The sequence below is a fragment of the Actinocrispum wychmicini genome, from assembly GCF_004345645.1.
Classification (GTDB): Bacteria; Actinomycetota; Actinomycetes; order Mycobacteriales; family Pseudonocardiaceae; genus Kibdelosporangium; species Kibdelosporangium wychmicini.
In genome coordinates, this window is sequence record NZ_SLWS01000003.1 from 43679 (window position 1) to 68402 (window position 24724).

At 69.1% G+C, this 24724-nt stretch carries 23 protein-coding genes and 1 pseudogene; 15 read left to right on the plus strand and 9 right to left on the minus strand.

The genetic code is table 11. From position 1 onward, the window contains the following. Window positions 1–14 precede the first annotated feature (14 nt). Window positions 15–1241: a glycosyltransferase family 2 protein gene (locus EV192_RS14595; protein ID WP_207926053.1), complete on the minus strand. Its 1227-nt coding sequence runs from the start codon at window positions 1239–1241 to the stop codon at window positions 15–17. Window positions 1242–1255: 14 nt separating this feature from the next. Further along, window positions 1256–2152 carry a glycosyltransferase gene (locus EV192_RS14600; protein ID WP_132115479.1) on the minus strand — a complete coding sequence of 299 codons (897 nt, stop codon included), beginning with the start codon at window positions 2150–2152 and terminating at the stop codon, window positions 1256–1258. A gap of 104 nt (window positions 2153–2256) precedes the next feature. Between EV192_RS14600 and EV192_RS14605 the strand changes: the two genes are divergently transcribed. Further along, window positions 2257–3243 carry a CobW family GTP-binding protein gene (locus EV192_RS14605; protein ID WP_207926054.1) on the plus strand — a complete coding sequence of 329 codons (987 nt, stop codon included), beginning with the start codon at window positions 2257–2259 and terminating at the stop codon, window positions 3241–3243. Window positions 3244–3255: 12 nt separating this feature from the next. Here the strand turns inward: EV192_RS14605 and EV192_RS14610 are convergent, their stop codons facing one another. Continuing rightward, window positions 3256–4719 (minus strand): peptide MFS transporter, encoded by a 1464-nt coding sequence (locus EV192_RS14610; RefSeq protein WP_132115481.1) that lies wholly within the window; start codon window positions 4717–4719, stop codon window positions 3256–3258. A 90-nt stretch (window positions 4720–4809) separates the two neighbouring features. Here EV192_RS14610 and recD2 point away from each other — a divergent pair, with 90 nt between their 5' ends. From recD2 to EV192_RS14625, 3 genes are all read left to right on the plus strand, one after another. After that, window positions 4810–7005: an SF1B family DNA helicase RecD2 gene (recD2, locus tag EV192_RS14615; protein WP_132115483.1), complete on the plus strand. Its 2196-nt coding sequence runs from the start codon at window positions 4810–4812 to the stop codon at window positions 7003–7005. Between the two features lie 20 nt (window positions 7006–7025). After that, window positions 7026–7445 carry a cold-shock protein gene (locus EV192_RS14620; protein ID WP_341770856.1) on the plus strand — a complete coding sequence of 140 codons (420 nt, stop codon included), beginning with the start codon at window positions 7026–7028 and terminating at the stop codon, window positions 7443–7445. Between the two features lie 116 nt (window positions 7446–7561). Next, window positions 7562–7936 carry a DUF1304 domain-containing protein gene (locus tag EV192_RS14625; RefSeq protein WP_132115485.1) on the plus strand — a complete coding sequence of 125 codons (375 nt, stop codon included), beginning with the start codon at window positions 7562–7564 and terminating at the stop codon, window positions 7934–7936. Window positions 7937–7939: 3 nt separating this feature from the next. Here EV192_RS14625 and EV192_RS14630 read toward each other — a convergent pair whose 3' ends face one another. After that, complete coding sequence (locus EV192_RS14630; protein ID WP_132115487.1) at window positions 7940–8299, minus strand: nuclear transport factor 2 family protein; 360 nt, start codon at window positions 8297–8299, stop codon at window positions 7940–7942. A 73-nt stretch (window positions 8300–8372) separates the two neighbouring features. Here EV192_RS14630 and EV192_RS14635 point away from each other — a divergent pair, with 73 nt between their 5' ends. Together EV192_RS14635 and EV192_RS14640 are read left to right on the plus strand one after the other, a co-directional pair. Continuing rightward, window positions 8373–8849: an Lrp/AsnC family transcriptional regulator gene (locus EV192_RS14635; RefSeq protein WP_132115489.1), complete on the plus strand. Its 477-nt coding sequence runs from the start codon at window positions 8373–8375 to the stop codon at window positions 8847–8849. A 136-nt stretch (window positions 8850–8985) separates the two neighbouring features. Then, window positions 8986–10110 (plus strand): trans-sulfuration enzyme family protein, encoded by a 1125-nt coding sequence (locus EV192_RS14640; RefSeq protein WP_243726845.1) that lies wholly within the window; start codon window positions 8986–8988, stop codon window positions 10108–10110. Between the two features lie 111 nt (window positions 10111–10221). On the opposite strand, the gene EV192_RS14645 is transcribed toward EV192_RS14640, so the two are convergent. The 4 genes from EV192_RS14645 to EV192_RS56805 form a co-directional block, all read right to left on the minus strand. Next, window positions 10222–10698, minus strand: a complete 477-nt coding sequence (locus tag EV192_RS14645) for a DUF5994 family protein (protein WP_132115493.1) — start codon at window positions 10696–10698, stop codon at window positions 10222–10224. A gap of 374 nt (window positions 10699–11072) precedes the next feature. Continuing rightward, entirely contained in the window at window positions 11073–12122 is a 1050-nt protein-coding gene (locus EV192_RS14650; RefSeq protein ID WP_132115495.1) for a fatty acid desaturase family protein, read from the minus strand. 168 nt (window positions 12123–12290) lie between these two features. Beyond that, a complete protein-coding gene (locus EV192_RS14655) occupies window positions 12291–12512 on the minus strand; it encodes a hypothetical protein (protein ID WP_132115497.1) in 222 nt (73 codons plus the stop codon). A gap of 100 nt (window positions 12513–12612) precedes the next feature. After that, window positions 12613–12735 (minus strand): hypothetical protein, encoded by a 123-nt coding sequence (locus tag EV192_RS56805; protein WP_279493344.1) that lies wholly within the window; start codon window positions 12733–12735, stop codon window positions 12613–12615. 437 nt (window positions 12736–13172) lie between these two features. Here EV192_RS56805 and EV192_RS14660 point away from each other — a divergent pair, with 437 nt between their 5' ends. After that, window positions 13173–13583: a DUF6292 family protein gene (locus EV192_RS14660; RefSeq protein WP_132115499.1), complete on the plus strand. Its 411-nt coding sequence runs from the start codon at window positions 13173–13175 to the stop codon at window positions 13581–13583. A 41-nt stretch (window positions 13584–13624) separates the two neighbouring features. On the opposite strand, the gene EV192_RS14665 is transcribed toward EV192_RS14660, so the two are convergent. Next, window positions 13625–15013 carry a KamA family radical SAM protein gene (locus EV192_RS14665; RefSeq protein ID WP_132115501.1) on the minus strand — a complete coding sequence of 463 codons (1389 nt, stop codon included), beginning with the start codon at window positions 15011–15013 and terminating at the stop codon, window positions 13625–13627. Between the two features lie 91 nt (window positions 15014–15104). Here EV192_RS14665 and kdd point away from each other — a divergent pair, with 91 nt between their 5' ends. The 8 genes and pseudogenes from kdd to EV192_RS55740 all read left to right on the plus strand — a co-directional run. Next, entirely contained in the window at window positions 15105–16127 is a 1023-nt protein-coding gene (gene kdd / locus EV192_RS14670) for an L-erythro-3,5-diaminohexanoate dehydrogenase (RefSeq protein ID WP_132115503.1), read from the plus strand. Beyond that, window positions 16124–17692 carry an amidohydrolase gene (locus EV192_RS14675; RefSeq protein ID WP_132115505.1) on the plus strand — a complete coding sequence of 523 codons (1569 nt, stop codon included), beginning with the start codon at window positions 16124–16126 and terminating at the stop codon, window positions 17690–17692. Before kdd ends, EV192_RS14675 begins: the two co-directional genes overlap by 4 nt. A gap of 4 nt (window positions 17693–17696) precedes the next feature. Then, window positions 17697–19265 (plus strand): lysine 5,6-aminomutase subunit alpha, encoded by a 1569-nt coding sequence (kamD, locus tag EV192_RS14680; RefSeq protein WP_132115507.1) that lies wholly within the window; start codon window positions 17697–17699, stop codon window positions 19263–19265. After that, window positions 19262–20002 (plus strand): lysine 5,6-aminomutase subunit beta, encoded by a 741-nt coding sequence (kamE, locus tag EV192_RS14685; RefSeq protein WP_132115509.1) that lies wholly within the window; start codon window positions 19262–19264, stop codon window positions 20000–20002. The genes kamD and kamE overlap by 4 nt, the downstream gene beginning before the upstream one ends. Window positions 20003–20058: 56 nt before the next feature. Continuing rightward, window positions 20059–20754: a response regulator transcription factor gene (locus EV192_RS14690; protein WP_132115511.1), complete on the plus strand. Its 696-nt coding sequence runs from the start codon at window positions 20059–20061 to the stop codon at window positions 20752–20754. After that, window positions 20751–22139, plus strand: coding sequence for a sensor histidine kinase (locus EV192_RS14695; RefSeq protein ID WP_132115513.1), 1389 nt, complete (start codon window positions 20751–20753; stop codon window positions 22137–22139). Before EV192_RS14690 ends, EV192_RS14695 begins: the two co-directional genes overlap by 4 nt. A 55-nt stretch (window positions 22140–22194) precedes the next feature. Next, a complete protein-coding gene (locus tag EV192_RS14700; protein WP_132115515.1) occupies window positions 22195–22821 on the plus strand; it encodes a DUF998 domain-containing protein in 627 nt (208 codons plus the stop codon). A gap of 833 nt (window positions 22822–23654) precedes the next feature. Beyond that, a pseudogene (locus EV192_RS55740) lies at window positions 23655–24716 on the plus strand (glycosyltransferase); the annotation flags it as partial. Window positions 24717–24724 lie beyond the last annotated feature (8 nt).

Consider the following 24724-nt stretch of genomic DNA (forward strand, 5'->3'; position numbering starts at 1 on the left):
GACGGCTGCCTGCCTCAGTTGATCAGCTGGTCCGTGTCCTCGGGCTTGGCTTTGACCGCGTCTTCGAGGGTGCGGCCGTCGGTGGTGGGGATGCTCAGCACGCCGACGAACATGCTGAACATGATCGTCTGGAAGCCTAGGACCAGGCCGAGGACCGCGGGGATGGCGGTGCGGATGTTCCGCGCGGTGTCCAGCGCGCCGAACCCGGTGTCACCCCAGCGCAGCAGCTGCAGCAGCGCGACCACGACACCGGCGACGAAGATCAGCAGCCCCAGGATGAGCCCGCGTTCGATCGAGAACCGTTCGATCAGCTGCCGGTACCGCGCACTCATCGGCAGCAGCCCTTCCCGCGCGGCGAAGAGCTTCACCATCACGGAGAACAGCACGGCCTGGTAACCGACGACCGCGATGCCGGCGGTGTAGAGCATGGTGGCGACGTCGAACCCGACGCCACCGATCGCGATCGGGCCGACAAGCAGGGCCAGGGTGGCGGCCAGGCCGAGAACCAGGCCGGCGAGGCCGGGGTAGAGGAACAGCCAGCGGGGGCTGTAGATGAGCAGGAACCGCAGGTGCCGCCAGCCGTCGCGCCAGCTGCGCAGGTGCGGTGGCCGGCTGCGGCCGTCCTTCTTCAGGGTGGTGGGTACCTCGGCGATGCGCAGTCCGGACAGGCAGGACTTGACCACGATCTCGCTGGCGAACTCCATGCCGGAGGTGTGCAGGCCGATCCGCAGGATGGCCTCGCGGCGGAACCCGCGCAGTCCACAGTGGAAGTCGCCGACGGGAGCCTTGAAGAACAGCTTGCCGATGAACGACAGCACCGGGTTGCCCAGGTACTTGTGCAGCGGGGGCATCGCGCCCGGCTCGATCCCGCCCTTGAACCGGTTGCCCATCACCAGTTCCGCGCCGTCACGCAGGGCGGCGACGAACGGGTCCAGGTTGGCGAAGTCGTAGCTGTCGTCCGCGTCGCCCATGATCACGTACGTGCCGTGCGCCGCGCGAATACCGCCCATCAACGCGTTGCCGTACCCCTTGGCCTCGACGTCGACGACCCGCGCGCCCAGTTCCCTGGCGATGTCCTGGGACCCGTCGGTGCTGCCGTTGTCCGCGATCACGACCTCGCCGACCACCCCGGACCGTTCCAGGTAGCCCTGCGCCTTCCCGATGCAGGTCGCCAGCGTCTCCGCCTCGTTGAGACACGGCATGACGATGGACAGTTCGATCGGCTCGATCGGCGCTGCCATGTCGTGGTCCGTTCTCACTTGTAGCTGAAGGTCGTCTTCAGCATGGTCGCGGCCGCGCGCCGGTTGCCGGCCGCCAGCAGTCCGGGAATCGTGACCAGCGAATGCACCCGGGACGTCCAGTGCAACCGGGCCGAGCGGGCCGCGCGGGGCCAGCCGGCCCGGCTCATCATGTCGGCCATCTCGTTGAAGTACGCGCGCTCCTCGTCGAACCGGGTGCCGTCACCGGCCTGCGCCGACGACACGCTCGCCGCGTGCCTGCGGTACTCGATACAGGGCCGCTCCAGCAGCACCGCCCGCCCGCCGTCGAGCAGTATCCGCAGGTAGAGGTCGAGGTCCTGGACGATGTCGAAGCCCTCACGGAAACCGTGCTGCTGGATCACGTCGCGGCGGAACACCACGCTCGGGAAGTACATCCAGTTGCCGCGCAGCAACGAGACGGCGAGGTCCTCGCCGCCGATCACCCGCTGGCCGCGGACCCGGGGCATGGTCATCCGCTTGACCCGGTCGGCCAGCGGCAGGGCGGGGTTGCCGTCCTCGTCGATGACGGTCGCGTTGGTGTGCACGAACGCGGCCTCGGGGAACTCCTTGGCCCACTCGTGCACCCGGCCGACGAAGTGCGGCAGCAGCCGGTCGTCCGAGCCGAGCAGGGTGACCAGGTCCTCGCGGGCGGTGTCCACGCACCGCTGGAAGTTCCGGTTGATGCCGAGCCGCACCGGGTTGGCCAGGTACGTGACCCGCGGGTCGTCGTGGCCGGCGAGCCACTGTTCGAGGTCACCGCCGAGACCCTGGTCGACGCCGTCGTCGATGACGGTCAGCCGCCAGTCCGGGTCCCGCTGCGCCAGGACGCTCTCGACCGTCTCGCGCAGCAGCCTGCCGTCCCCGTACGCGGGCAGCATGATGTCGACGGTCATGAACCTGATCTCCTCTTACCCATGGCGTTTCGTGACAGGACGTTACAGCCACGCCGGGCCCGGAGCGCATCGAGGTGCGGCATCGGCTCCGGTAGGTTCGAGGCGTGATCCCGGTCGTTCTGGTCACCGGCTTCCTCGGCGCCGGCAAGACCACGTTGCTGAACCACCTGCTCACCGCCGCGCGCGGCACCCGGATCGGCGTGATCGTCAACGACTTCGGCAGCATCGACGTGGACGCGATGACCGTCGCCGGCCGGGTCGACTCGATGATCTCGTTGGGCAACGGCTGCCTGTGCTGCGCGGCGGACACCTCTGACGTCGACGGCATGCTGGCCAGGCTGGCCGAGCCGGCGCTGCGGATGGACGTGATCGTGATCGAGGCCAGTGGCCTGGCCGATCCACAGGCGATGGTTCGGCTGCTGCTGGCCAGCGAGGTGCCGAACGTGCGGTACGGCGGTCTGGTGACCGTGGTGGACGCGGCCGGGTTCGCCGCGACCGCGGCCGACCACCCGGACCTGGCGCGGCAGCTGAAGCTCGCGGACCTGGTGGTGCTGAACAAAACCGACCGGGTGGACAGCACGGCCGAGCTGATCCGGACCATCAGGACGTTCAACGGCGAGGCACCGGTCGTGTCCACGACGCACGGCGCGCTTGACCCGTCGCTGCTGTTCGAGGTCGGTCCAAACCTGCCGGTGGCTCGTCAACTGTCCTTCGACGACCTGGCCGACCACACTGACCACGCGCACGCGCGGTACGAAACGGTGTCGTTCACGTCGGACGATCCGATGCATCCGGTGCGGCTGATGGAGTTCCTGGACAACCGGCCGGCCGGGCTCTACCGGATGAAGGGCTTCGTCCACTTTGGAGTCCCCGGCCACGAGGACCGGTTCGGCCTGCAGACCGTCGGGAACTACCTGCGGTTCCACCGGTCGCCGTGGCCGCGCGGCACCCGGCCGGCCACCCAGCTGGTCCTGATCGGCAAGGACGTCGACACCGACCAGGTCCTGTCGCGGCTGGCGGCGTGCGCGCGGACGGACGAGGTCGAGCAACGGGACATGCTGTGGGTGACGCGGTATGTCGCGGAGGAGTAGTCCCGTTGGTGGTCACCTGACTCCCTGCATGAGCCGGCGCAGCGGCGGCGTGAACGCGAACAGGATCAGGCCGAGCACGATGGCGGCGCCGCCGAGGATGCCGAAGTACGCGGGCTCGTTGTCCGCGTTGTAGAGGCCGGCCAGTTCGCCGGCGAGCGACGAGCCCGCCGCGATCGACAGATAGAACAGTGCCACCATCTGCGACTCGAAGACCTTGGGCGCGAGTTTCGTGCTCACCGACAGCCCGACCGGCGACAGGCACATCTCGGCCAGCGCGAACACGACCAGCACCAGGGCCAACAGCAGTGGGTTGACGGTCGCGCCGGAGCCGGTGGCGCTGATCGCGACCATCAGCAGGAACGCCACGCCCATCCCGGCGACACCCAGCGAGAACTTCACCGGGGTGCTCGGCTGGCGGTCGCCCAGCCTGGTCCACAGGTACGCGAACACCGGGGCGAGGATGATCACGAACGCGGGCTCGACCGAGTTGAAGACGGCCGGCGGGATGTGGAACCCGAGGGCGTCCAGGCCGACCCGGCTGTCGGCGTAGATCGGCAGGACCGTGAACTGCTGCTGGAACAGCGACCAGAATCCGAAGCTCGCGATGAACAGCGGGACGAACGCGAACACCCGGCTGCGTTCGACCGGGGTGATCTTGCGGCTGGTCAGGATGACCGCGAACAGGGCGAGGGCCGCCGAGACCACCACCCAGGTCACCACCTTCGCCAGGTTGTCCGTGGTGATCACCCCGGTGACCAGCAGGACGGCCACGACGGCGACGCCGACCGCGACGATCGCGCCCGCCCGGATCCGGGCCGGCGCGTCCAGCGGGTTGGGCACCACCCGGGCATGCGCGCCGAGGTTGCGCCGGCCAAGCACGTACTGCGTGAGCCCGGCCGCCATACCCACCGCCGCCGCGCCGAACCCGACGTGGAAGCTCACGTCGGTCTGCAGCCAGCCGGTGATGATCGGGCCGAACATCGCGCCCAGGTTCACCCCCATGTAGAACAAGGAGAACCCGGCGTCCCGGCGCTCGTCACCGTCCGCGTACAGCGTGCCGACCAGCGCGGCGACGTTCGACTTCAGCCCGCCGGTCCCGATGATCACCAGCACCAGCCCGACCGCGACCCCGGTCAGCCCGGGGATGACGGCCAGCACGATGTGCCCGCACATGATGAACACGCCGCCGAAGAACACCGTGCGCTCCGGCCCGAGCAACCGGTCCGCCACCCACGCGCCGCCGACGCCCGCCAGGTACGCCAGCCCGCCGTACGCCCCAACCAGCCCGGCGGCGCTGGCCTTGGACATGCCGAGGCCGCCGTCGGTGACGCTGTAGTAGAGGTAGTACGCGAGGATGGCCTGCATCCCGTAGTAGGAGAACCGCTCCCACATCTCGGTGCCGAACAGGTTCGCCAGTCCCCGGGGATGCCCGAAGAAACCGCGCGCGGGTGCCTCAGCCGGTGTCGTCACGCCCAGTCACATTACTCGGATCGCGGTGATTTGCATTCCGGAAGCACGGCCGACTGTGTGACTGATTGACACCCGCTGTGTGATATTGCTTCATCTGTGGCCACCCAGGAGCCGTTTCGGGGCGCGGTCCTTGAGGCTGTGCTGGAACGGATCACGTACGCCAACGAGGACACCGGGTATACCGTCGCCCGCGTCGACACCGGCCGGAGCGGGGAGCTGGTCACCGTCGTCGGCGCGTTGCTCGGCGCGCAGCCGGGGGAGTCCATTCGGATGCGCGGCCGGTGGGGTTCGCATCCGCAATACGGCAAGCAGTTCCACGTCGACGACTACACCACTGTGCTGCCCGCGACCGTGCAGGGAATTCGGCGGTATCTGGGGTCCGGGCTGATCAAGGGGATCGGGCCGCGGCTGGCCGACCGCATTGTCGAACATTTCGGGGTGGCCGCGCTCGACGTTATCGAACAGCAGCCGGAACGGCTGGTCGAGGTGCCGAAACTCGGGCCGAAACGCACGAAGCTGATCGCCGAGGCGTGGGAGGAACAGAAGGCCATCAAGGAGGTGATGGTCTTCCTGCAGGGGGTCGGCGTGTCCACCTCGCTCGCGGTGCGGATCTACAAGCAGTACGGCGACAAGTCCATCGACGTGGTTCGCACCGAGCCGTACCGGCTGGCGTCGGACGTGTGGGGGATCGGGTTCCGGACCGCGGACACCATCGCCAAGGCGGTCGGCATCCCGCATGACAGTCCACAGCGGATCAAAGCGGGCCTGCAGTTCACCCTGTCCGAGTCCACCGGGGACGGCCACTGCTACCTGCCCGAACAGCGGCTGATCGCCGAGGGGGTGAAGATCCTCCAGGTGGACACCGGGGCGGTGATCGACTGCCTGGCCGAGCTGATCGACGAGGAAGGTGTCGTCCGCGAGGTGATCGACGACGAGGTCGCGATCTACCTCGTGCCGTTCCACCGGGCCGAGATCTCCCTGGCCAACCAGTTGCGGACGCTGCTGGCCGCCGGGCCGGACCGGCTGGCCGCCTTCGGGAACGTGGACTGGACGAAGGCGTTGGCCTGGCTGCGTCAGCGCACCGGGTCCGACCTCGCGCCCGAGCAGGAGCAGGCCGTGCGGCTGGCGTTGACCAGCAAGGTCGCCGTGCTCACCGGCGGTCCCGGCTGCGGCAAGAGCTTCACCGTACGGTCCATTGTGGAGCTGGCCGCGGCCAAGCGGGCCAGGGTGGTGTTGGCCGCGCCGACCGGGCGGGCGGCGAAGCGGCTCAGCGAGCTGACCGGGCACGAGGCCAGCACCGTCCACCGGCTGCTCGAACTGAAGCCGGGCGGCGACGCCGCCTATGACAAGGACCGGCCGCTGGAGGCCGACCTGGTGGTCGTCGACGAGGCGTCCATGGTGGACCTGCTGCTGGCGAACAAGCTGGTCAAGGCGCTCGCCCCGGGGACGCACCTGCTGCTGGTCGGGGACGTCGACCAGCTGCCGTCGGTCGGCGCCGGCGAGGTGCTGCGGGACCTGCTCGCCAAGGACACCCCGATCCCGCACGTCCGGCTGACCCAGATCTTCCGCCAGGCCCAGGAGTCCGGTGTGGTCACCAACGCCCACCGGATCAACGCGGGCGAACACCCGCTGACGCGCGGCCTCACCGACTTCTTCCTGTTCTCGGTGGACGACATCGAGGAGACGGCCGCGCTGACCGTGGACATCGTGGCGAACCGGATTCCCCGGAAGTTCGGCCTGGACCCGCGGCGGGACGTGCAGGTCCTCGTCCCGACCCACCGCGGCCCGGCCGGCGCGGGCGCGTTGAACACGCTGCTGCAGGAGGCGTTGACACCGTCCCGGCCGAACCTGCCGGAGCGGCGGTTCGGCGGTCGGGTGTTCCGGGTCGGCGACAAGGTCACCCAGATCCGCAACAACTACGAGAAGGGCGCGAACGGCGTCTTCAACGGCACCCTCGGCGTGGTCACCGGTCTGGACGTGGAGGAGCAGAAACTCCTCATGCGTACCGACGAGGACGAGGACGTCAGCTACGAGTTCGGCGAACTCGACGAGCTCACCCACGCCTACGCGGTGACCATCCACCGGTCACAGGGCAGCGAATACCCGTGCGTGGTCATTCCGATCACCACGAGTGCCTGGATGATGCTCCAACGGAACCTGCTCTATACTGCGGTCACCAGGGCCAAGAAGGTGGTGGTGCTGGTCGGCTCCGCCAAGGCCATCGGCCAGGCGGTCCGTACGGCGAGCACCGGGCGGCGGCACACGGCGCTCGACCACCGGCTGCGAGCCTGATGGGGAAGTCTCTTTTGGTGGTGGATGAGGTGTTGGGTTTGGTCTCCGGCAAGGTATTGAGGTTCGACGACGTCCGCGGCTACGGGTTCATCGCGCCCGACGACGGCGGCGAGGACGTCTTCATGCACGCGAACGATCTGCGGGACGAGAAGTTCCTGTTCACCCCGGGCACCACGGTCGAGTTCGACGTGGTCGAGGGCGACCGCGGCCTGAAGGCGACCGGGGTGCGGGTGCTGGAACGCGGCCCGACCCGGTCGGCCGGGCCCGCCGGGGGCGCGGACGACGAAGTGATGTGCGACGTCCTGTCCCCGCGCGAGCTGATGCAGGAGCTGACCGAGGCCCTGCTCGAAGCGGCGCCGACCCTGACGGCCGCGCAGATCGTCCAGGTCCGCCAACGGATCGCGAAACTGGCCCACGCCCACGGCTGGCTCGAAAGTTAGGCCGGCGCGGCCGGTTCCCGGGGATGTCTCCCGTATGATTCACGCCGAATCGGGGATGTTCCCCGGTTAGGCCGCGATACGGAGACCTGTCTCCGTTGGGCAATGGGAGGCGGAGCGTGCAGGTAGCCGCGAACATCGTGATCGGTTTGGTGGCCGCGATCCACGCGTACATCCTCGTGCTGGAGATGTTCCTGTGGACCACGCCGAGGACCCGCCGGGCCTTCGGCATCGACCAGGACCTGGCCGAGAAGACCGTGGTGCTGGCGGCCAACCAGGGACTGTACAACGGTTTCCTGGCCGCCGGCCTGGTGTGGGCACTGATCGCCGGCGGGACGAACGGCTACGAGTTCGCCGTGTTCTTCCTGATCTGCGTGATCATCGCCGGTCTGTACGGCGCGTTCACCGCGTCCAGGCGCATCCTCTTCGTCCAGGCCCTGCCCGCCGCGGTCGGGCTGGTCCTGGTCCTACTGGCGCACCAGTCGGCCGGTTAGGCCCTAGGCGGGGACCTTGTTCAGGAAGCCGTGCACGTGCTTGATCTTGTTGTCGGCGAGCACGAGCACGTCGAAGCCCTCGACCAGTGGCTCGTCGGCGCCGGGAGCGCCGAGGTACCAGGTGAAGCGGGCGAGGTCGTGGTGTCCGTCCACTTCGCCGAGGGTGAAGACCAGGCCGGCGAACTGTTCCTGCACGCCCGCGATCATCTGGTCGACGTCGTCGGTTCCGGCCCGTTGGGCCAGCGGGTCGGTGTACGTGGTGTCCACTGTGAACAGTTCGGTTACCAGCAGCCGGCGCTTGGCCGGGTCGGTCTCGTTCCAGGTGTCGATGTACCGCTGTGCTGTGTTCCGGTAGTCGCTCATGACTCAAGGATGTCGGTTCGGGCGCGGCCAGTCGATTACCTCGGAGGTCAAGGCCGTCCGGTAGGTTCGGGCGATGCGTGACGACGTGGCCTTCGACTCGGTCGACGTGGCGATCCTGCGGATCCTGCAGAGCGACGGGCGGATCGCCAACAAGGATCTGGCCGCGGCCGTCGGCGTCGCCCCGTCGACGTGTCTCGACCGGGTGGCGCGGCTGCGTCGGGCGGGGGTGATCACCGGCTACTTGGCCGAAGTGGACGCGGCGTCGATGGGCCGGACCGTGGACGCGTTGCTGGCGGTCCAGGTGCAGCCGCACTCCCGGGGAGTGGTGGACCCGTTCGTCGCGCATGTGTTGGCGCTGCCGGAAACCCGCGCTGTCCATCACGTGACGGGCGTGGACGACTTCATCGTGCACGTCAGTTGTGGCAGTACCAGGGACTTGCAGCGGCTGGTGCTCGACGAGTTCACCACCCGTCCGGAGGTCGGCCGGGTGCAGACCCACCTGATCTTCGGGTCGTGGCGCGGCGGCCCGCTGCTGCCGTACCCGTCGTAGGGGCGGTCCGGATCCTGTACTGGGGATGCTCGGCGTACGGTCGATCGGACCGAATCAACTGATGTCATGACCGCCAATGACCGAATTTTGTTCGGACTTTTCGGCATGCAACCGTTGTTCTTACACACTCCTTGGTATGAAGCTGAGCACCCGCGCAGTGCACGCCGGCCGCGACGACCTCGTTGACCTGGGGCTGCACGCGGTTCCGATCGACCTGTCGACGACCTACCCGTCTCGCGACAGCCACGGCGAGACCGCACGCCTGGATCTCGCCGCCGCCGGGGAAGCGTTGTCCGGTTCGCAGGTCTACGGCCGGGTGGGCAACCCCACGGTCGCCCGTTTCGAGGCCGCGCTGGCCGAACTCGAAGGCTGCGCGGCCGCCGTCGCCTTCGCCAGCGGCATGGCGGCGTTGTCCGCGTGTCTCCTCGCCGCGGTCACCGCCGGCCGCCCACACGTCGTCGGCGTCCGGCCGTTGTACGGAACCACCGACCACGTCCTGGAAACGGGTCTGCTCGGCACCACCGTCACGTGGGCGACCGCGGACAAAGTGGAATCCGCGCTACGCAACGACACCGGCCTGGTGATCGTCGAGTCACCGGCCAATCCCACCCTGGAGGAACACGACCTGGGCGCGATCGCGGCCGCCTGCGGAGACGTGCCTTTGTTGGTGGACAACACGTTCGCCACCCCGATCCGGCAACGCCCAGTGGAGTCGGGCGCCAGGATCGTCATGCACAGCGCCACAAAGTTCCTCGGCGGACACGGCGACGTCCTCGCCGGCGTGATCGCGTGCGACGAACCGTACGCCCGCGTGCTGCGCCAGATCCGCTTCGCGACCGGCGCGGTCCTCCACCCCTTGGCGGGCTACCTGTTGCTGCGTGGACTGTCCACATTGCCCATTCGGGTCCGAGCCGCGTCGGCGACCGCCGCCACCCTCGCCGCCCGCCTGGCCACCCACCCGGCGGTGGCGAAAGTCCACTACCCGGGCGGCCCACTGGTGTCCGTGGAGATCCACGGCGACCCGCACCAGGTCATCAGCGCGGTCCGCCTGCTCACCCCGGCGGTCAGCCTGGGCAGCGTCGACAGCCTGATCCAGATCCCGGCGGCCCTCACCCACCGGGTGATGGGCGCGGACTCACGGGCGGACAGCGGGATCAGCGACCGGCTGATCCGTATCTCGATCGGCCTTGAGGACGTCGAGGACCTCTGGCAGGACCTGAACCAGGCGTTGTCGGTGAGCCACCGGGTCGGGGATAGCTGACCCACCGCGGGGAACCGGCGCGGGTCACCCACGCGAGGGCGAGGCCCGCGACGACACCCGCGGTGAACGCGATGGCCTTGGCGGGTCCTCGACTGTCCACAGTGGTCGTTTTCATTCCGGTCCGTTCGCCGCGATGGATCCGGGCACGCCGTTGCTGGTAAGGATTTCCGCCGCGGTCGCCACTGTGTCGCGGGCGGCGGCCGCGTACATCACGGCACGGGCGACACCGCCGCGCGTGCCGACCGGGACTACGAGCACGGTCATCCGGCGGTCGTCCGCGCTGATCGCCATGACGGTGTCCGGCGGCAGTGTGGGGCAGTCCTCCAGGGACACCGCCCAGCCGTTGGTCACGATCTCGGGAACGACTGGGTGCCACGCGCCGAAGTGGCACGCCAGCCGGTTGACCGGGCCGATCCACGAGCTCAACGCCATGACCAGGCCTGGGAACTCCGCTGCCGGGTCGGCCGAGCGCGGCCACCACGCGCCGTCGACCTGGCCGCGCACGCCTGTGGTCGGCTTGATCCGCAACCGGGGGTCGGGTGGCGGTCGGTACGGCGCCGAGCCGGCACCGAGCCAGTCCAAGGTCATCCCGACGCTCCCGCCTCCGGCCGGATGTGCCCGCCGGGTGTGTTGCTGCTCCGAAGGTGGTGGCGGCTCGAACGCCGGCACTCGACATGCCCAAGGTGCGGACAGTGTACTCGGCCGCCCGTTCGGGAACGGAAATCGTCGACATCCGGACCGGTCGTCCGAAGTGGGCACTGCGGCTGCTTACCGGTTGTCCGGCTCCGCTTCCGGGTCGGGCGCGTCGCTGGGCTCGCCCGGTTCGCGGAACAGTGTCTCCCGCGGGGCCACGCGGTCGGCGGGCGGACTGTCCTGCTCGACCGGCTGGTCTTCGTAAGGGTGGCTGAACAGTTCGTGGCCGGTACTGATGATGTGTCCTTTCTGGACGGACGGGTCGCGGCTCAGCTGGCGGGCTGCGGCCGGACTCGGCGGCGCAGCGGCGCGCCCGCGTCGTGCAGGTGCCGCAGCACGATGGTGTACGAGGCGATCAGGCTGGCCTGGCTGTAGGAGATGCCGTGTCGCGCGCAGAAATCCCGGACGAGGGGCTGGGCCCGGCGCAGGTTGGGCCGGGGCATGTGCGGGAACAGGTGGTGTTCGATCTGGTAGTTCAGGCCGCCGAGTAACCCGTCCACCCACCGCCCGCCGGAGATGTTCCGGGACGTGAGTACCTGCCTGCGCAGGTGGTCCAGCTCCTCCTCCCGGCTGAGGATCGGCATGCCCTTGTGGTTGGGGGCGAACGAGCAGCCGAGGTAGATCCCCATCAGGCCCTGGTTGACGACGATGAACAGCACCGCCTGGCCAGGTGACAGGACGATGAACAACGCGGCGAGAAGGCCGCCGAACGGGATGGTCAGCAACGCGGCTTCCAACAGCGGCCGTTTGACGCCACGGTTCAGCACGGCGTGGAAGCTGGCGATCCGCAGCATCGTCGCCTCGACCAGCAGCAGGGGGAAGAACAGGAACGCCTGGTACTTCGCGACCCACCGGTAGACGCCCCGCTTCTCGCCGGACTGGCTACGGCTGAACGCCAGCGCCGCGATGTCGATGTCCGGGTCGTGGTCCTCGTGGTTGGGGTGCGCGTGGTGCAGGTTGTGCTTGGCCACCCACCATTCGTAGCTGATCCCGGTGAAGCCGCCGTGCACGTACCCGACCAGGTCGTTCGTCTTGCGGGTACGGAAGATCTGGCCGTGTCCGGCGTCGTGGCCGATGAACGCGAACTGGGTGAACACCACCGCGAGGAACGCCGCGTTCAGCAGTTGCCACCACGAGGCGCCGAGCATCACGAAGGCCACCACACCGGCTGCCAGCAGCAGGGCGTTCACTCCGATCCGGGCGGCGTAGTAGCCGCGGCGCCGGTCGAGCAGGCCGGCGTGCTTGATCTCCTTGGCCAGCCGGGCGAAATCAGTACGCGATGAGGACTTTTCCGCGACTGAGACGTCACTGTGAGTCATAGCTGAGCACATGCTTTCTGGTCCGCCGTGTGACAGCCGCAGCGGACCTGTTGGTGGACGATCAGCCCGCTGATGAATCGGTTCTTCTCGGAGAAAGCCATGCTTCCGCGAGCTGGAGGCATAAGCGCCTATCGCCCCAACGCAGCTCGGGCGGCGAGAGTTCCCCCCTCAGTTGATCCGGCCGAGGTGGGTGCCCCGTGCCTCGGCCGCGGTGGGGGTGTCCAGGCCGAGCATCGCCATCAGCTCGGCCCGGTCCTGCGGGTCGGTGGCGTGGCAGTCGACCGTGTGCGCGGCCTGTCCACGTTGGAGTTTCTCGTCGCGCAGCTTGGTGGCCCGAGCCTCGGCGAGCCGCTGCCTGCCGGTGTCGGAGGTGGAACGTGGGGCGGTCATCGAACTCCCTCGGCTTGAGACGCCGCCGCCGGCTCGTCCACAAAGGACACCATGGCGGGCGGTCTTCGGGTTGGCGCGACGCGGGTCGACGGCACCGACCCTACGGCATGGCCCACGTCGTCACGCCGGTCACCGCGTTGTGGCGCAGGTTCCGCAGGTGACGGCGGGTTTCCTCGTGGGCGGTGAGCCGGCCGGTCGTGGTCGGGGCCGATTGTCCGACCATCCGGCACGTCAGGCACCAGGCGAGCGTACGCCACCCGATTGCCCCTGTCATCCGTGGTGATCTGCGGTACAGTCGGTCGCGTCGAGGTAACGACCTGTCGGTGTTGGGGCCGGCGACCCCTCGGCCAGCTGATCTGTCGGACCGCCGGAGGCAGGTGGTTCGGCACGCCGGTGTCGGACGCTCGCGAGAACCATCACCCACTGGCCGTATCGGTCGTCGAGCTGCCTCGGCTGAATGTCCCACAGGGACGAAGCCGTTGGCGCCCACGCACGGGGATGTTCGAGCGTCCTGGTTCTCGCAGCCGCGACACCTGCGGGTCGTGGTGCCCGTATCCGTGACCATGGTGCGGGTGCCACGAGCGAACAACGAACGGACACCGAGGAATGACGTCGGAGCAAGACCGGTTGCCGCGGACTGCCATTGTCCACAATGGAGGAGTGGAGCCGTGGTCGGTCGACGACGGCGTGCACGCGTTGTCCCGAGGTTTGGCCGGCTACCTCAGCGCGGTGGCCCACGCGGTCGGCGTCCCGGCTGAGGGCACCAGTTTCGAGGTCAGTGACACAGCCACCGCGTACCTCGCCCTGACGCGCCGCTGGTCGCGCCGGCCCGGCAAGGACCTGATGCTGGTGTGGAGCGAGCGCACCGGCTGGGCGCTGTTGGTGGAAACCGACCCGGGGGAGACGCCGGTGTCGGTCGCCCGCCTCGGCGGCGAGTGCGTGCCGCCCCCCGAGGTGGTCGCCCGGTTCGTGGCCGACGCCCTCACCGGGCCAGGATCCCAGCCGGCGACCGCTCCCGTGCCGGCGAACCGGACGCGTCTCACCGAAAGCCTGACCCGGTACTCGACCTAGGGTCTGTATCGCGGACGGGGACCTCGATACAGACCCTGGCGTCACCCCTGGGCGGACCACCACTGCTGGCCGGTGTCGGGGAGGCTGCCGATCGGGTCGTAGTACGGGTACCTGCGCTCCAGCGCCTCGGGGTCCGTCAGCTCGATGCCGGTCCGGTAGTTCTTGGTCCAGTACGAGATCCCCCGGTCGCGGTCGTACTCGCTCAGCTGGTGGACCCACCGCTTGCCGACGTACGGCACGTCGCACACGATCCGCGGGGTGGCGTAGCCGGGCAGGTAGCCCATGATGGCGTGCTGGAGTTCCTGGGCTTCCCACACCGCGACCCGCCAGTGTTCCGCGTTCGGGATCATGTCGCACATGTAGAAGTAGTACGGCAGGATGTTCGCTTCCCCTTGCAGCGCGAAGCAAAGGTCCAGCAGGTCCGCGGGGGTCGCGTTGACACCGCGCATCAGCACGCCCTGGTTGCGCACGTCACGGACGCCGACGTCCAGCGCGGTGCGCGCGGCCTCGGCCACGAGCGGGGTCACGGACTGGACGTGGTTCACGTGCGTGTGGATCGCCAGGTTCACGCCACGGCGGTGCGCTGTCCGTGCCACCCGCTCAAGGCCCTCGACCACCCGGGGCTGGATCCAGTGCTGCGGCAGGCCGGCCAGGGCCTTGGTGGCCAGCCGGATGTCCCGGACCGTGTCGATGTCCAGCAGCCGCATCAGGAACGACTCGAGCTGGTGCCACGGCACGTTCGCCACGTCACCGCCGGAGACGACCACGTCCCGCACACCCGGTGTCCGCTTCAGGTAGTCGATCATCTGGTCCTGCCGGTCGACCGGCTTCAGCGCGAGCTTGTGCTTGTCCACCAGGGCGGTCGAGTTGCCGACCAGGTCCATCCGGGTGCAGTGGCCGCAGTACTGCGGGCATGTGGAGAGCAGCTCGGCCAGTACCTTGGTGGGGTACCGGTGGGTCAACCCCTCGACGACCCACATTTCGGCTTCGTGCAAGGAGTCCCGGGACGAGTACGGGTGGTTCGGCCAGCGCGGGTCGCGGTCGCTGCGGACCGGCAGCATGTACCGGCGGATCGGGTCGGCGAGGAACGCCTCGGTGAACTTCGCGGGGTCGTCGCCGGCCGTGGGCGCCATGGTGTTCAGCATCTGCGGTGGCAGCAGCATCGACATGGTCGCCAGACGTTCCTGGTCGGCCGCGAGGTCTTCGTAGAAGTGCTCTTCCAGCAGGTCGCCGACGCACGCGCGGAGCTGCTTGATGTTGCGCAGGCAGTGCACGCGCTGCCACTGGGCGTCCCGCCACTGGGCGTCGGTCACGTCCCGCCAGCCGGGGAAGCGGCGCCAGTCGGGCTCGACCAGCTCGCGCCGGACATACGAGTACGGCTGCTCGCCAGTCTCCCGGACGGCTTCCGCGACGTCCTGGATCACAGTCATCTCTTCTCCTCGCGGTCAGCGTTGCGTAAAGATATGCTGCCAGAGGGACGATACAACGTAAATCTTACGGCAAGAGGGAGAGGGGCGCGGAATGTCGGCGTACGGGTTGCACAGGGTTGTCGCCCCGGTGGGAGTGCTGCCGCAACAGGCGGACCGGCTCGACGCCGACCCGACCCTTCGGCCCGACGAGGTGATCGTCGACGTCGAGCGGCTCAACCTGGACGCGGCGTCGTTTCGCCAGCTCAGAGAGGCACACGGGACGGGGCCGGCGATCCGTGACGCCGTTGTGAAGATCATCGAAGAGCGCGGGAAGATGCACAATCCGGTCACCGGATCCGGCGGCATGCTGCTCGGCACGGTCCGCGAAGTCGGCCAGGAATCCTCGCTCGGACTCACTCCCGGTGATCGAATCGCCACGCTGGTGTCACTGACCTTGACCCCGTTGCGGATCACCGACGGTCTCGCGGACTGGGACGGCGCCGGCGAACAGGTTCCCTGCGCGGGCACGGCGGTGCTGTTCGGCCGGTCGATCGCGGCCGTGCTGCCCGACGACATCCCCGACCACCTGGCCCTGTCCGTCCTGGACGTCTGCGGCGCGCCAGCGTTGACCGACCGCGTGGTCCGGCGCGACGGAACGCCGTCGGTGCTGGTCATCGGCGGTGGCGGGAAGTCCGGGTCATTGTCGTTGGCGGCGGCGCGCCGGGCGGGCGCGAGCCGGCTCGTCGCGCTTGTCCCGACGGAGTCCGAAGCCCAGGCGCTGCGGGACGCCGGGCTGGCGGACGAGATCGTGATCGCCGACGCCCGCGATCCGGTCGCTGTGTCGAAGGCCGTCGGCGGCCAGGTGAACGTGACGGTCGTGTGCGTGGACGTGCCTGGCTGTGAGCACGGCGCCGTGCTGGCCACGGCCGACGGCGGCACGATCGTGTTCTTCTCGATGGCCACGTCGTTCCAGGCCGCCGCGTTGGGCGCGGAAGGGCTGGCCGCGGACGTCGAGATGATCATCGGCAACGGCTACGTGCCTGGTCACGCGGCCTATGCGTTGGACCTGATCCGCACCGAACCCGGGGTCCGCGAGCTGTTCGAGGCACGTGAACGGCAGACTGCACGGACATGAGCACCTTGCTGCTGGGTGGCCGCGTCCATTCGCCGTCCGCGCCGGACGCCACCGCGATGGCCGTCGACGATGGCGTGGTGGTCTGGGTCGGCCAGGACGGACCGGCGAAAGCCCTGTACGGCGACGCCGAGATCGTCCGGCTGGACGGGGCCTTCGTGGCGCCCGCGTTCGTCGATCCGCACGTTCACGTCACCGCGGCGGGCCTGCTGCTGACCGGCCTTGACCTCACCGAATGCGCTTCGCTCGCCGAGTGCCTGGAAGCGGTTCGGACCGCTGAGGGCGCGTTGGTGTGGGGGCACGGGTGGGACGAGACCCGCTGGCCGGAACGGCGTCCGCCGACGCGGGCCGAGATCGACGCGGCCGCTGGCGGACGGGCGGTGTACGTGTCCCGGATCGACGTGCACTCGGCGCTGGTGTCGTCGTCCATTGTGGACAGGGTGCCGGCGGCCCGGGACGTCGACGGCTGGGATCCGGCGGGGCCGTTGTCGCGCGACTCGCATCACCGCGTCCGGCGCGTCGCACTCCGCGAACTGTCCGGTGACCAACGGAAGGCCGCCGCGCTGGCGTTCCTGGAGCACGCGGCGTCCCAAGGGGTGGCGGCCGTGCACGAGTGCGCCGGGCCGGAGATCTCCGGCCGGGAGGACCTCGCCGACGTCCTCGGCCTGGGCCGGCGGGACGACTTGCCGGACGTCGTCGGGTACTGGGGCGAACCCGGCGCGTTCCAGCTGGCCAAGGACCTGGGTGTGCGGGGGTTGGCGGGGGACTTGTTCGTGGACGGCGCCATCGGTTCCCGGACCGCGTCGCTGCGCGAACCGTACGCGGACGACCCGACCAACTGCGGCGCTCGCTACCTGGACGCCGGCGACATCGCCGACCACGTCGTCGAATGCACCCAGGCCGGGCTGCAGGCCGGCTTCCACGTCATCGGGGACGCGGCCGTCGCGAGCGTCGTGGACGGGTTCGCCAAGGCTGCGGAAATTGCTGGCCCGGCGCTCGCGGCCGCGCGGCACCGCCTGGAACACGTGGAGATGGTGGACGAGGAGCAGGCCGAACGGCTCGCGTCCTGGGGTGTGATCGCCTCGATGCAGCCGCGGTTCGACGAGGCGTGGGGCGGCCCGGACGGCATGTACGTCCAGCGACTGGGCGAGCGCGGCACGTCCTTGAACCCGTTCTCGGTCCTGGCCCGGCACGGTGTCGTCCTGGCCTTCGGCTCGGACGCGCCCGTCACACCGGTCGACCCCTGGCGGTCCGTCCGAGCCGCGGTTCACCATCGCACCAACGGTTTCGGGGTGTCGCCGCGAGCCGCTTTCACCGCGCACACCCGCAGTGGGTGGCGTGCTGCGGGGGTGGACGACGGGCTGACGGGCACGCTCGTACCGGGCGCGCCGGCGACCTACGCGATCTGGGAGACGGACGAGTTGGTAGTGGCCGGCAGTGACGCGCGAGTGCAGCGGTGGTCGACAGACCCGCGCTCGCGGGTGCCGGGACTGCCGGCGCTGGACGGGGACCTGCCGCGCTGCCTGCGGACTGTACTGCGGGGCAACACGATATACGACAAGGGATGAACTGATGGGTGGACTGCTGGACCTCGACCCCGGCGTTGTGGCCAAGGCTCGGCACCTCGCGACTCAGGCGGGTGCGCCTGTGGTCGCCCTCGCCAGGGCACACACCACGGTGGCCGTCGAGCGCGCGACGCTTCGCCTCGCCGGCATCACCGGCGCCGACACCGCGCATCGCGCGGGCGACGTGCCCTGGGTGAACCGTGTCATCGACACCGTGCGGGAACACTGCGGTCTGGAGCACGGGGTCGTGCTGCCCGCGTTCCACGCGTTGAAAGAAGGCGACTTCGCGTCCCTGACCGAACTGGCCGAGGCGACCGCGGCCGGCCAGGTCCAGTACCGGGTGCCGACCGGGCGGGCCGCCACCAGCGCGGCCAAGGCGGCGAAAACGGCGGTGGCCAAAGGCATCCGGACGATCGACCGGAACCGGGCACAGCGCGACAAGCTGATCGCGAAGCTCGGGGATCCGCCGCAGCGCCCGTGGATCTACCTGATCGTCGCGACCGGCGACATCGACGAGGACGTCGTCCAGGCCGGCAACGCCGCCCGCGCGGGCGCGGACATCATCGCCGTGATCCGGTCCACCGGGCAGTCTCTTTTGGACTACGTGCCGGAGGGGGCGACCCACCACGGTTTCGCGGGTACGTACGCCACCCAGGAGAACTTCCGGATCATGCGGGCGGCCCTGGACGACGTGTCCAAAGAGGTCGGTCGGTACGTCCGGCTGACGAACTACGCCTCGGGTCTCTGCATGCCGGAGATCGCGGTGCTGGGCGGGTTGCAGCGGCTGGACATGATGCTCAACGACTCCATGTACGGCATTCTGTTCCGGGACATCAACCCGATCCGGACGTTCGTCGACCAGCGGTTCTCCCGGCAGGTGCACGCCAGGGCCGGGATCATCATCAACACCGGCGAGGACAACTACCTGACCACCGCGGACGCCGTCGACGCCGCCCACACCGTCACGGTGTCGCAGCTGTTGAACGAGCATTTCGCGCACGAGGCCGGACTGCCCGACTCGTTGCTGGGCCTCGGGCACGCCTTCGAGATCAACCCGGACCTGCCCGACTCGTTCCGGCTTGAGCTGGCGCACGCCCTGCTGGCCAGGGAACTGTTCCCGGACGCCCCGCTGAAGTGGATGCCGCCGACCAAGCACATGACCGGCGACGTCTTCCACGGCCACCTGCTGGACGGGTTCTTCAACCTCGCGGGTGTCCTCACCGGACAGTCGATCCTGCTGGTCGGGATGATGACCGAGGCGGTGGTCACGCCGTTCCTGGCCGACCGGGACCTGGCACTGGCCAACGTCCGGTACGTCCTGAACGCCGCCGGGAGCCTGCGCGAGGACTTCCGGCCGGCACCGGACGGCTTCATCGTCAAGCGTGCCCACCAGGTCCTCGGCGAGGCGGTGGACCTGCTGGAACGGATTGTCGACGACGGTCTGTTGACCGCGATCGCGGACGGCACGTTCGGCCTGATGAAGCGCCCGCCGGACGGCGGCAAGGGCGCGGACGGCGTGATCGAGAAAGCGGACGGGTACGTCAACCCGGCGCAACTGAAGCTGGAGGCGGGATGACCAAGCGACACGTCCGTCCCTACGGCGACACCACCGGCGACGGGATGATCCAGACGTCGTTCACGCTGCCGGTGCCGCACGGCCCGCGCGCCGACGGCGCCGCGCTCCAGCTGGCGAACAAGATGGGCATGGACCCGGCGATGGTCGTGCATTCGAAGCCGATCGGCCCGGACTTCACGTTCTTCGTGGTCTACGGCTCGGTGAAGCACATCGTCGACCTGGACGAAGTCCGGGTGGTGGAACGCGAGTACCCGTTGCTGTCCCCGTCCGAAGTGAACTCGGTGGTCAAGAAGACGTTGCGCCGCAAGCTGGTCGTGGTCGGCGGCTGTATCGGCACGGACGCGCACACGGTCGGGATCGACGCGATCCTGAACATCAAGGGCTTCGCCGGCGAGAAGGGCCTGGAGTACTACCGGGAACTGAAAGTGATCAACCTCGGCGCCCAGGTGACCGTGCCCGACCTGGTGAAACGCGCCCGCACCGAGAAAGCGGACGCGGTGCTCGTGTCCCAGGTGGTGACGCAGCGCGACGCGCACATCCACAACACCCAGGAGATGTCGGCGGCGTTCCGGGAGGCGATGGGGGACCGGCGGCCGTTGCTGGTGGCCGGCGGACCCCGGTTCGACCCGTTGATGTCCGCCGAACTGGGCGTGGACCGGGTCTTCGGCCGGGGCACGACCCCGGGCGAGGTGGCGAGTTTCCTGGTGCACGCACTGTCCACGGCGCGCGCCGGGTAACCTACCCCGAACGTTTCTTGCCGTCTGTTTGCCTTCGCGCTCCTACCCTCGGTGACGTGCACATCGTTGTCGTCGATGACGAGGCGGCCGTCCGTGATTCGCTGTCCAGGACGCTGGAGTTCGAGGGATACACTGTGTCCGTCGCTCCCGACGGGGCGCGGGCGCTCGACCTGATCCGGTCGCAGCGGCCGGACGGGGTCATCCTGGACATGATGATGCCCGTCCTGGACGGCCTGGCCAGCTGCCGGGCGCTGCGGGCCGAGGGCAACTACGTGCCCGTCCTGATGCTCACCGCCCGCGGTGACGTGAGCGACCGGGTCGCCGGGCTGGAGGCGGGCGCGGACGACTACCTGGTGAAACCGTTCGCGTTGCAGGAGTTGCTGGCCAGGGTCCGCGCCCTGCTGCGGCGCGCCGGGCACCGGGTCTCGCCGGCGCGGCCCGGTGAGCCCCAGTTGAGGTTCGCCGACCTCGCCATGGACCCGGTGACCCGGGAGGTGCGGCGGGGCGAGCGCCGGGTCCGGCTGACCAGGACCGAGTTCACGATCCTGGAGACGTTCCTGCGGCACCCCAGGATGGTGCTGACCCGTGAGGTGCTGTTCGACCTGGTGTGGGGGTACGACTTCGGGTCGGCGTCCAACGGGCTCGACGTGTACGTGGGTTACCTGCGGCGCAAGCTTGAGGCGGCCGGCGAGCCCCGGCTGGTGCAGACCGTGCGTGGGGTCGGGTATGTGTTGCGGGACGAACCCCTGTGACCAGGTGGCTGCGTGGACTGTCGGTGCGTGCCAGGGTCACCGTGCTGGCGTTCGGCACGGTCGCGCTCGCCGTGGTCGGGGTCGCCCTCGGCTCGTACCTGATCGTGCGCGCCAAGCTGTACCAGCAGTTCGACGCACAAGTCCATTCCTACGCCCAACTCGCGGCGAGTACCGACTCACCGGACGAGGCACTGAGCACCCTGCGGACCGCGGACGACCGGCGGACGGACCTACTCGTCCAGTTCGTCGACCCGAACGGCAACCCGTCGCTGGCGGCGGCGGAACGACGAGCCCTGCCGGTGACGGCACTGGCCCGGTCTGTCGCGGATGGACGGTCGGTGGACGCCCCCGAGACCCTGATGGTGGCGCACGACCGTTATCGCGTGTGGACAGTGCACCGGGCGGACGGCGGCGCCGCCCAGGTCGCCAGGGACGCCGAGGGGATCGAGCACACCCTGTTCGACATCGGGCTGCTGCACGTGCTTGTCGGCGTGGCCGGTGTCGCGTTCGCCGCCTTCGCCGGGCGCAGGCTGGCAGTGGCCGGCCTGCGCCCGGTGGACGCCCTGACCTCGGCGGCCGAACGGGTGGCGCGTACGCAGGACCTGACCGCCCGGATCGACGTGGCCGGCCGCGGTGAGACTGCCCGCTTGGCCGAGGCGTTCAACTCGATGCTGACCGCGTTGGCCGCCTCGCGGGCGGCCCAGAAACGTCTGGTCCAGGACGCCGGCCACGAGCTGAGAACACCGATGACCAGCCTGCGCAACAACGTGGAGCTGTTGATCCACGCCGGCAAGGACCCGTCCAGACAGCTCCGGTCGACCGACCGGCTGCTGGCCGACCTGGGTGTCCAGGTGGTCGAGCTGAGCACCCTGATCGACGAACTGATCGTCCTGGCCGGCGAGGAAGGCGGCCAGCCACCGGCTCGGGAGGAGGTGGACCTGGCCGCGGTGGTCGCCTCGGCGGTGGAACGGGTCGGCCCCAGAGCCCCCCATGTCCGTTTCGAGGTCACCACCCAACGAGCCAACCTGAGCGGAGAACCGGCCTCGCTGGAACGAGCGGTCCTGAACGTCCTTGACAACGCGGCCAAATGGAGTCCACCCACCAGCGCGGTCCAGGTGACCATGAAAGTGGACGACGAAGCGGCGAGCATCGCGATCGCCGACGAAGGCCCAGGGATAGCGGACCGCGACCTGCCACACGTCTTCAAGCGTTTCTACCGGGCCGACACCGCCCGATCCCTGCCCGGCTCGGGCCTCGGACTGTCCATAGTGGAACAGATTGTCGAACAGCACGGCGGAACCGTGCGCGCGACCCGGGCCGGATCAGGCGGCGCGTTGGTGACGATAACCCTTCCCGTGGACAGCGTGGCGACAGCGGTCTCTTAGCCAAACCCTCGAACATCCTCATCAATCTCTCATCGAACGCGCCCACTGTTGACGTGTGACCACATCTCAGGTTCATCCCCACGCGGCGACCCTGGCCAAGCTGGCTGTGGCCACCGCCGTGGGGGCTTTCGCGGTGGTCGGCGCACTCACGATCGCGCTCGGCCGGCAGGTGGACCCGCTCACGGATCCGGTCAGTGACTACGCCCTGCACGGATCCGGGGCGTGGTTGTTCGCAGTGGCGGTGGGGTTGTTGGTTTTGGGTGGGGTCGCGATCGGGGCGGCCATGGTGCGGGCCGGGCTGCCGCGGGCGGCGGCGCCCAGGGTGTGGTTCGGGTTGTGGTGCACCGGACTGACGATCTGCGCGGTGTTCCCCGGCAATCCCAGTTCGACGGAGACTACTTGGGCCGGCGAGGTGCACAGGTTCGGTGGTGCGTTGTTCCTCACCAGCATGCCGTTGGCCTGTCTGAGTCTCGCCCGCAGGCTCGGCAGTCATCCACTGTGGACTGTGGTGGCCGCCAGGGCGCGTTGGTTCGCCTACCTGGGTGGTGCCACGGCCGGGGCGTTCGGCGTTTCCCAAGTTGTCCCTTGGCTTCCGCAAGGACTGCTCGAACGCGGGGCGTTGGGCGTGGAACTGGCGTTTCTCGTTGTTCTCGCGACGACCGTAAGCAGGGCAGTACGATGATCTTGCTCGCCATCATGTGCGCTGTCGTGGCCGCGTGCTGCTTCGCCGGGTCGGTGACGCTTCAGCACGGCGCGGTACGGGCGCAGAACGAGGGACGGCTCAGCTTACGGACCCTGTGGCGGGCGATGCGTTCGCCGCGGTGGCTCGCGGGCACGGCGTTGGGGATCACCGGCAGCGGCCTCCACGCGACCGCGCTGTCGTTGGCACCACTGGTCGTGGTCCAACCTATTGGCGTTCTGAGCCTGGTGCTGACGGTCGTCCTCGGCCGGCGGGTGAAGGCCGGGTTCTCGTTGCTCGCCGTGGTTCTGGGCGTGGCCGGGTTCGTCGGAGTGGCCGCGCTGAGCGGCGCGGGAGCGGCCGGCGTGCCCCGACCCGAGTTGGTGCAGCCCTTCGTCGTCGTGGCCGCCTTGATCTTCGTTCTGGGACGCCGGCGATGTCTCGGTTCGGCGGCGGCCGCGGCGGTCCTGTTCGGCACCGGTTCGGCGTTGATCAGGGTCGCGTCGCTGGACATCTTCACCCACCACCAGGTCCTGACCGGACTGGGGTGGGCGGCCGAGTCCGTCGCGCTCATCGTCGCCGGCGGCTGGGCCGTACACCAGGCATACGCAGCGGGACAGGCGGCGACCGTCATCGCGGTGACCACTGTGGTCGATCCGCTCACCGCTGTGGTCATCGGCCTGTGGTGTTACGGCGAAGCCGCACGGCTCACCCCGCTCGCGTACGTGGCGCTCGTGGCACTCGCAGTGACAGCCGGTTCGGGCGTGCTCGCCCTGGCCCGGACATTCGTTCCCCTGGAGGACTTTCCCATGACCGACGCCCGGCTCCGCATCCTGATGGCCGCGGACACGTTCCCGCCCGACATCAACGGCGCCGCGCATTTCGCCGGCCGCCTGGCGAACGGACTCGCCGCCCACGGCCATGACGTGCACGTCGTCTGCCCGTCGTACTCCGGCCGACAACACACCGAAAAAGTGGGCGCGGTGACGGTCCACCGGCTCAAGGCGTGGCGCACCCCGTTCCATCCGACTTTCCGTGTCACCACTCCACGACACGCGGCCCGCGCGGTGGCCCCGCTGATTCAACGACTACGCCCGGACGTTGTGCACGTGCAGTCCCATTTCTCTGTCGGCCGGTCGGTCCTCGCGGCGTCCGGCGATCTGCCTGTGATCGCCACCAACCACTTCATGCCCGAGAACCTGCTCGGCTTCGCACCCCTGCCGCGGTGGGCGCGGGATCGTCTCTCGCGTTGGGCGTGGCGAGACCTGGTCCGGGTCTTCCGGAACGCCACCACAGTGACCACCCCGACCCCTAGAGCCGTCGAGTTGCTCACCGCGCAAGGGCTGCACCAGCGGGCACTGGCCATCTCGTGCGGTGTCGACCTTACCCACTACGCGACCGAACGCACTCCGAACGGAGATCGGGTCACGGTTCTGTTCGTGGGGCGGCTCGACAAGGAGAAGAACGTCGGCGACCTGCTTCGGGCGTTGCCGTTCCTGCCGTCGGCGCGCGCCGAGATCGTCGGTGACGGTTCCTGCCGGGAAGAACTGTCCCGGCTGGCCAAGACGCTGCACGTCGAAGACCGCGTCCACTTCCACGGATTCGTCAGCGACGAGGACCTGGTGAGCGCGTACCGCGCGGCTGACGTGTTCTGCATGCCCGGAACGGCGGAGCTGCAAAGCATCGCCACCATGGAGGCCATGGCCGCGAGCCTGCCCGTCGTCGCGGCCGACGCCATGGCACTACCTCACCTCGTACGCGGTGGCGTCAGCGGTTTCCTGTACCCACCTGGCGATGTGAACGGACTCGCCGCCGCCGTCGCCACGCTCGCGGCGGACCCGTCACTGCGTGCCGACATGGGCAAAGCGGGCCACGAGATCGTCTCGCGGCACAGCCTGGACGAGAC

Excerpts from the sequence above, each read along its gene's own strand:
- kamD (WP_132115507.1), top strand. The coding sequence starts at position 17,697 with ATGGGTGGACTGCTGGACCTCGACCCCGGCGTTGTGGCCAAGGCTCGG.
- EV192_RS14650 (WP_132115495.1), bottom strand. The coding sequence starts at position 12,122 with ATGACTCACAGTGACGTCTCAGTCGCGGAAAAGTCCTCATCGCGTACT.
- kdd (WP_132115503.1), top strand. The coding sequence starts at position 15,105 with ATGTCGGCGTACGGGTTGCACAGGGTTGTCGCCCCGGTGGGAGTGCTG.
- EV192_RS56805 (WP_279493344.1), bottom strand. The coding sequence starts at position 12,735 with ATGGTCGGACAATCGGCCCCGACCACGACCGGCCGGCTCACCGCCCAC.
- EV192_RS14595 (WP_207926053.1), bottom strand. The coding sequence starts at position 1,241 with ATGGCAGCGCCGATCGAGCCGATCGAACTGTCCATCGTCATGCCGTGT.
- EV192_RS14675 (WP_132115505.1), top strand. The coding sequence starts at position 16,124 with ATGAGCACCTTGCTGCTGGGTGGCCGCGTCCATTCGCCGTCCGCGCCG.
- kamE (WP_132115509.1), top strand. The coding sequence starts at position 19,262 with ATGACCAAGCGACACGTCCGTCCCTACGGCGACACCACCGGCGACGGG.
- EV192_RS14630 (WP_132115487.1), bottom strand. The coding sequence starts at position 8,299 with ATGAGCGACTACCGGAACACAGCACAGCGGTACATCGACACCTGGAAC.
- EV192_RS14645 (WP_132115493.1), bottom strand. The coding sequence starts at position 10,698 with ATGACCTTGGACTGGCTCGGTGCCGGCTCGGCGCCGTACCGACCGCCA.
- EV192_RS14655 (WP_132115497.1), bottom strand. The coding sequence starts at position 12,512 with ATGACCGCCCCACGTTCCACCTCCGACACCGGCAGGCAGCGGCTCGCC.
- EV192_RS14665 (WP_132115501.1), bottom strand. The coding sequence starts at position 15,013 with ATGACTGTGATCCAGGACGTCGCGGAAGCCGTCCGGGAGACTGGCGAG.
- EV192_RS14635 (WP_132115489.1), top strand. The coding sequence starts at position 8,373 with ATGCGTGACGACGTGGCCTTCGACTCGGTCGACGTGGCGATCCTGCGG.
- EV192_RS14600 (WP_132115479.1), bottom strand. The coding sequence starts at position 2,152 with ATGACCGTCGACATCATGCTGCCCGCGTACGGGGACGGCAGGCTGCTG.
- EV192_RS14640 (WP_243726845.1), top strand. The coding sequence starts at position 8,986 with ATGAAGCTGAGCACCCGCGCAGTGCACGCCGGCCGCGACGACCTCGTT.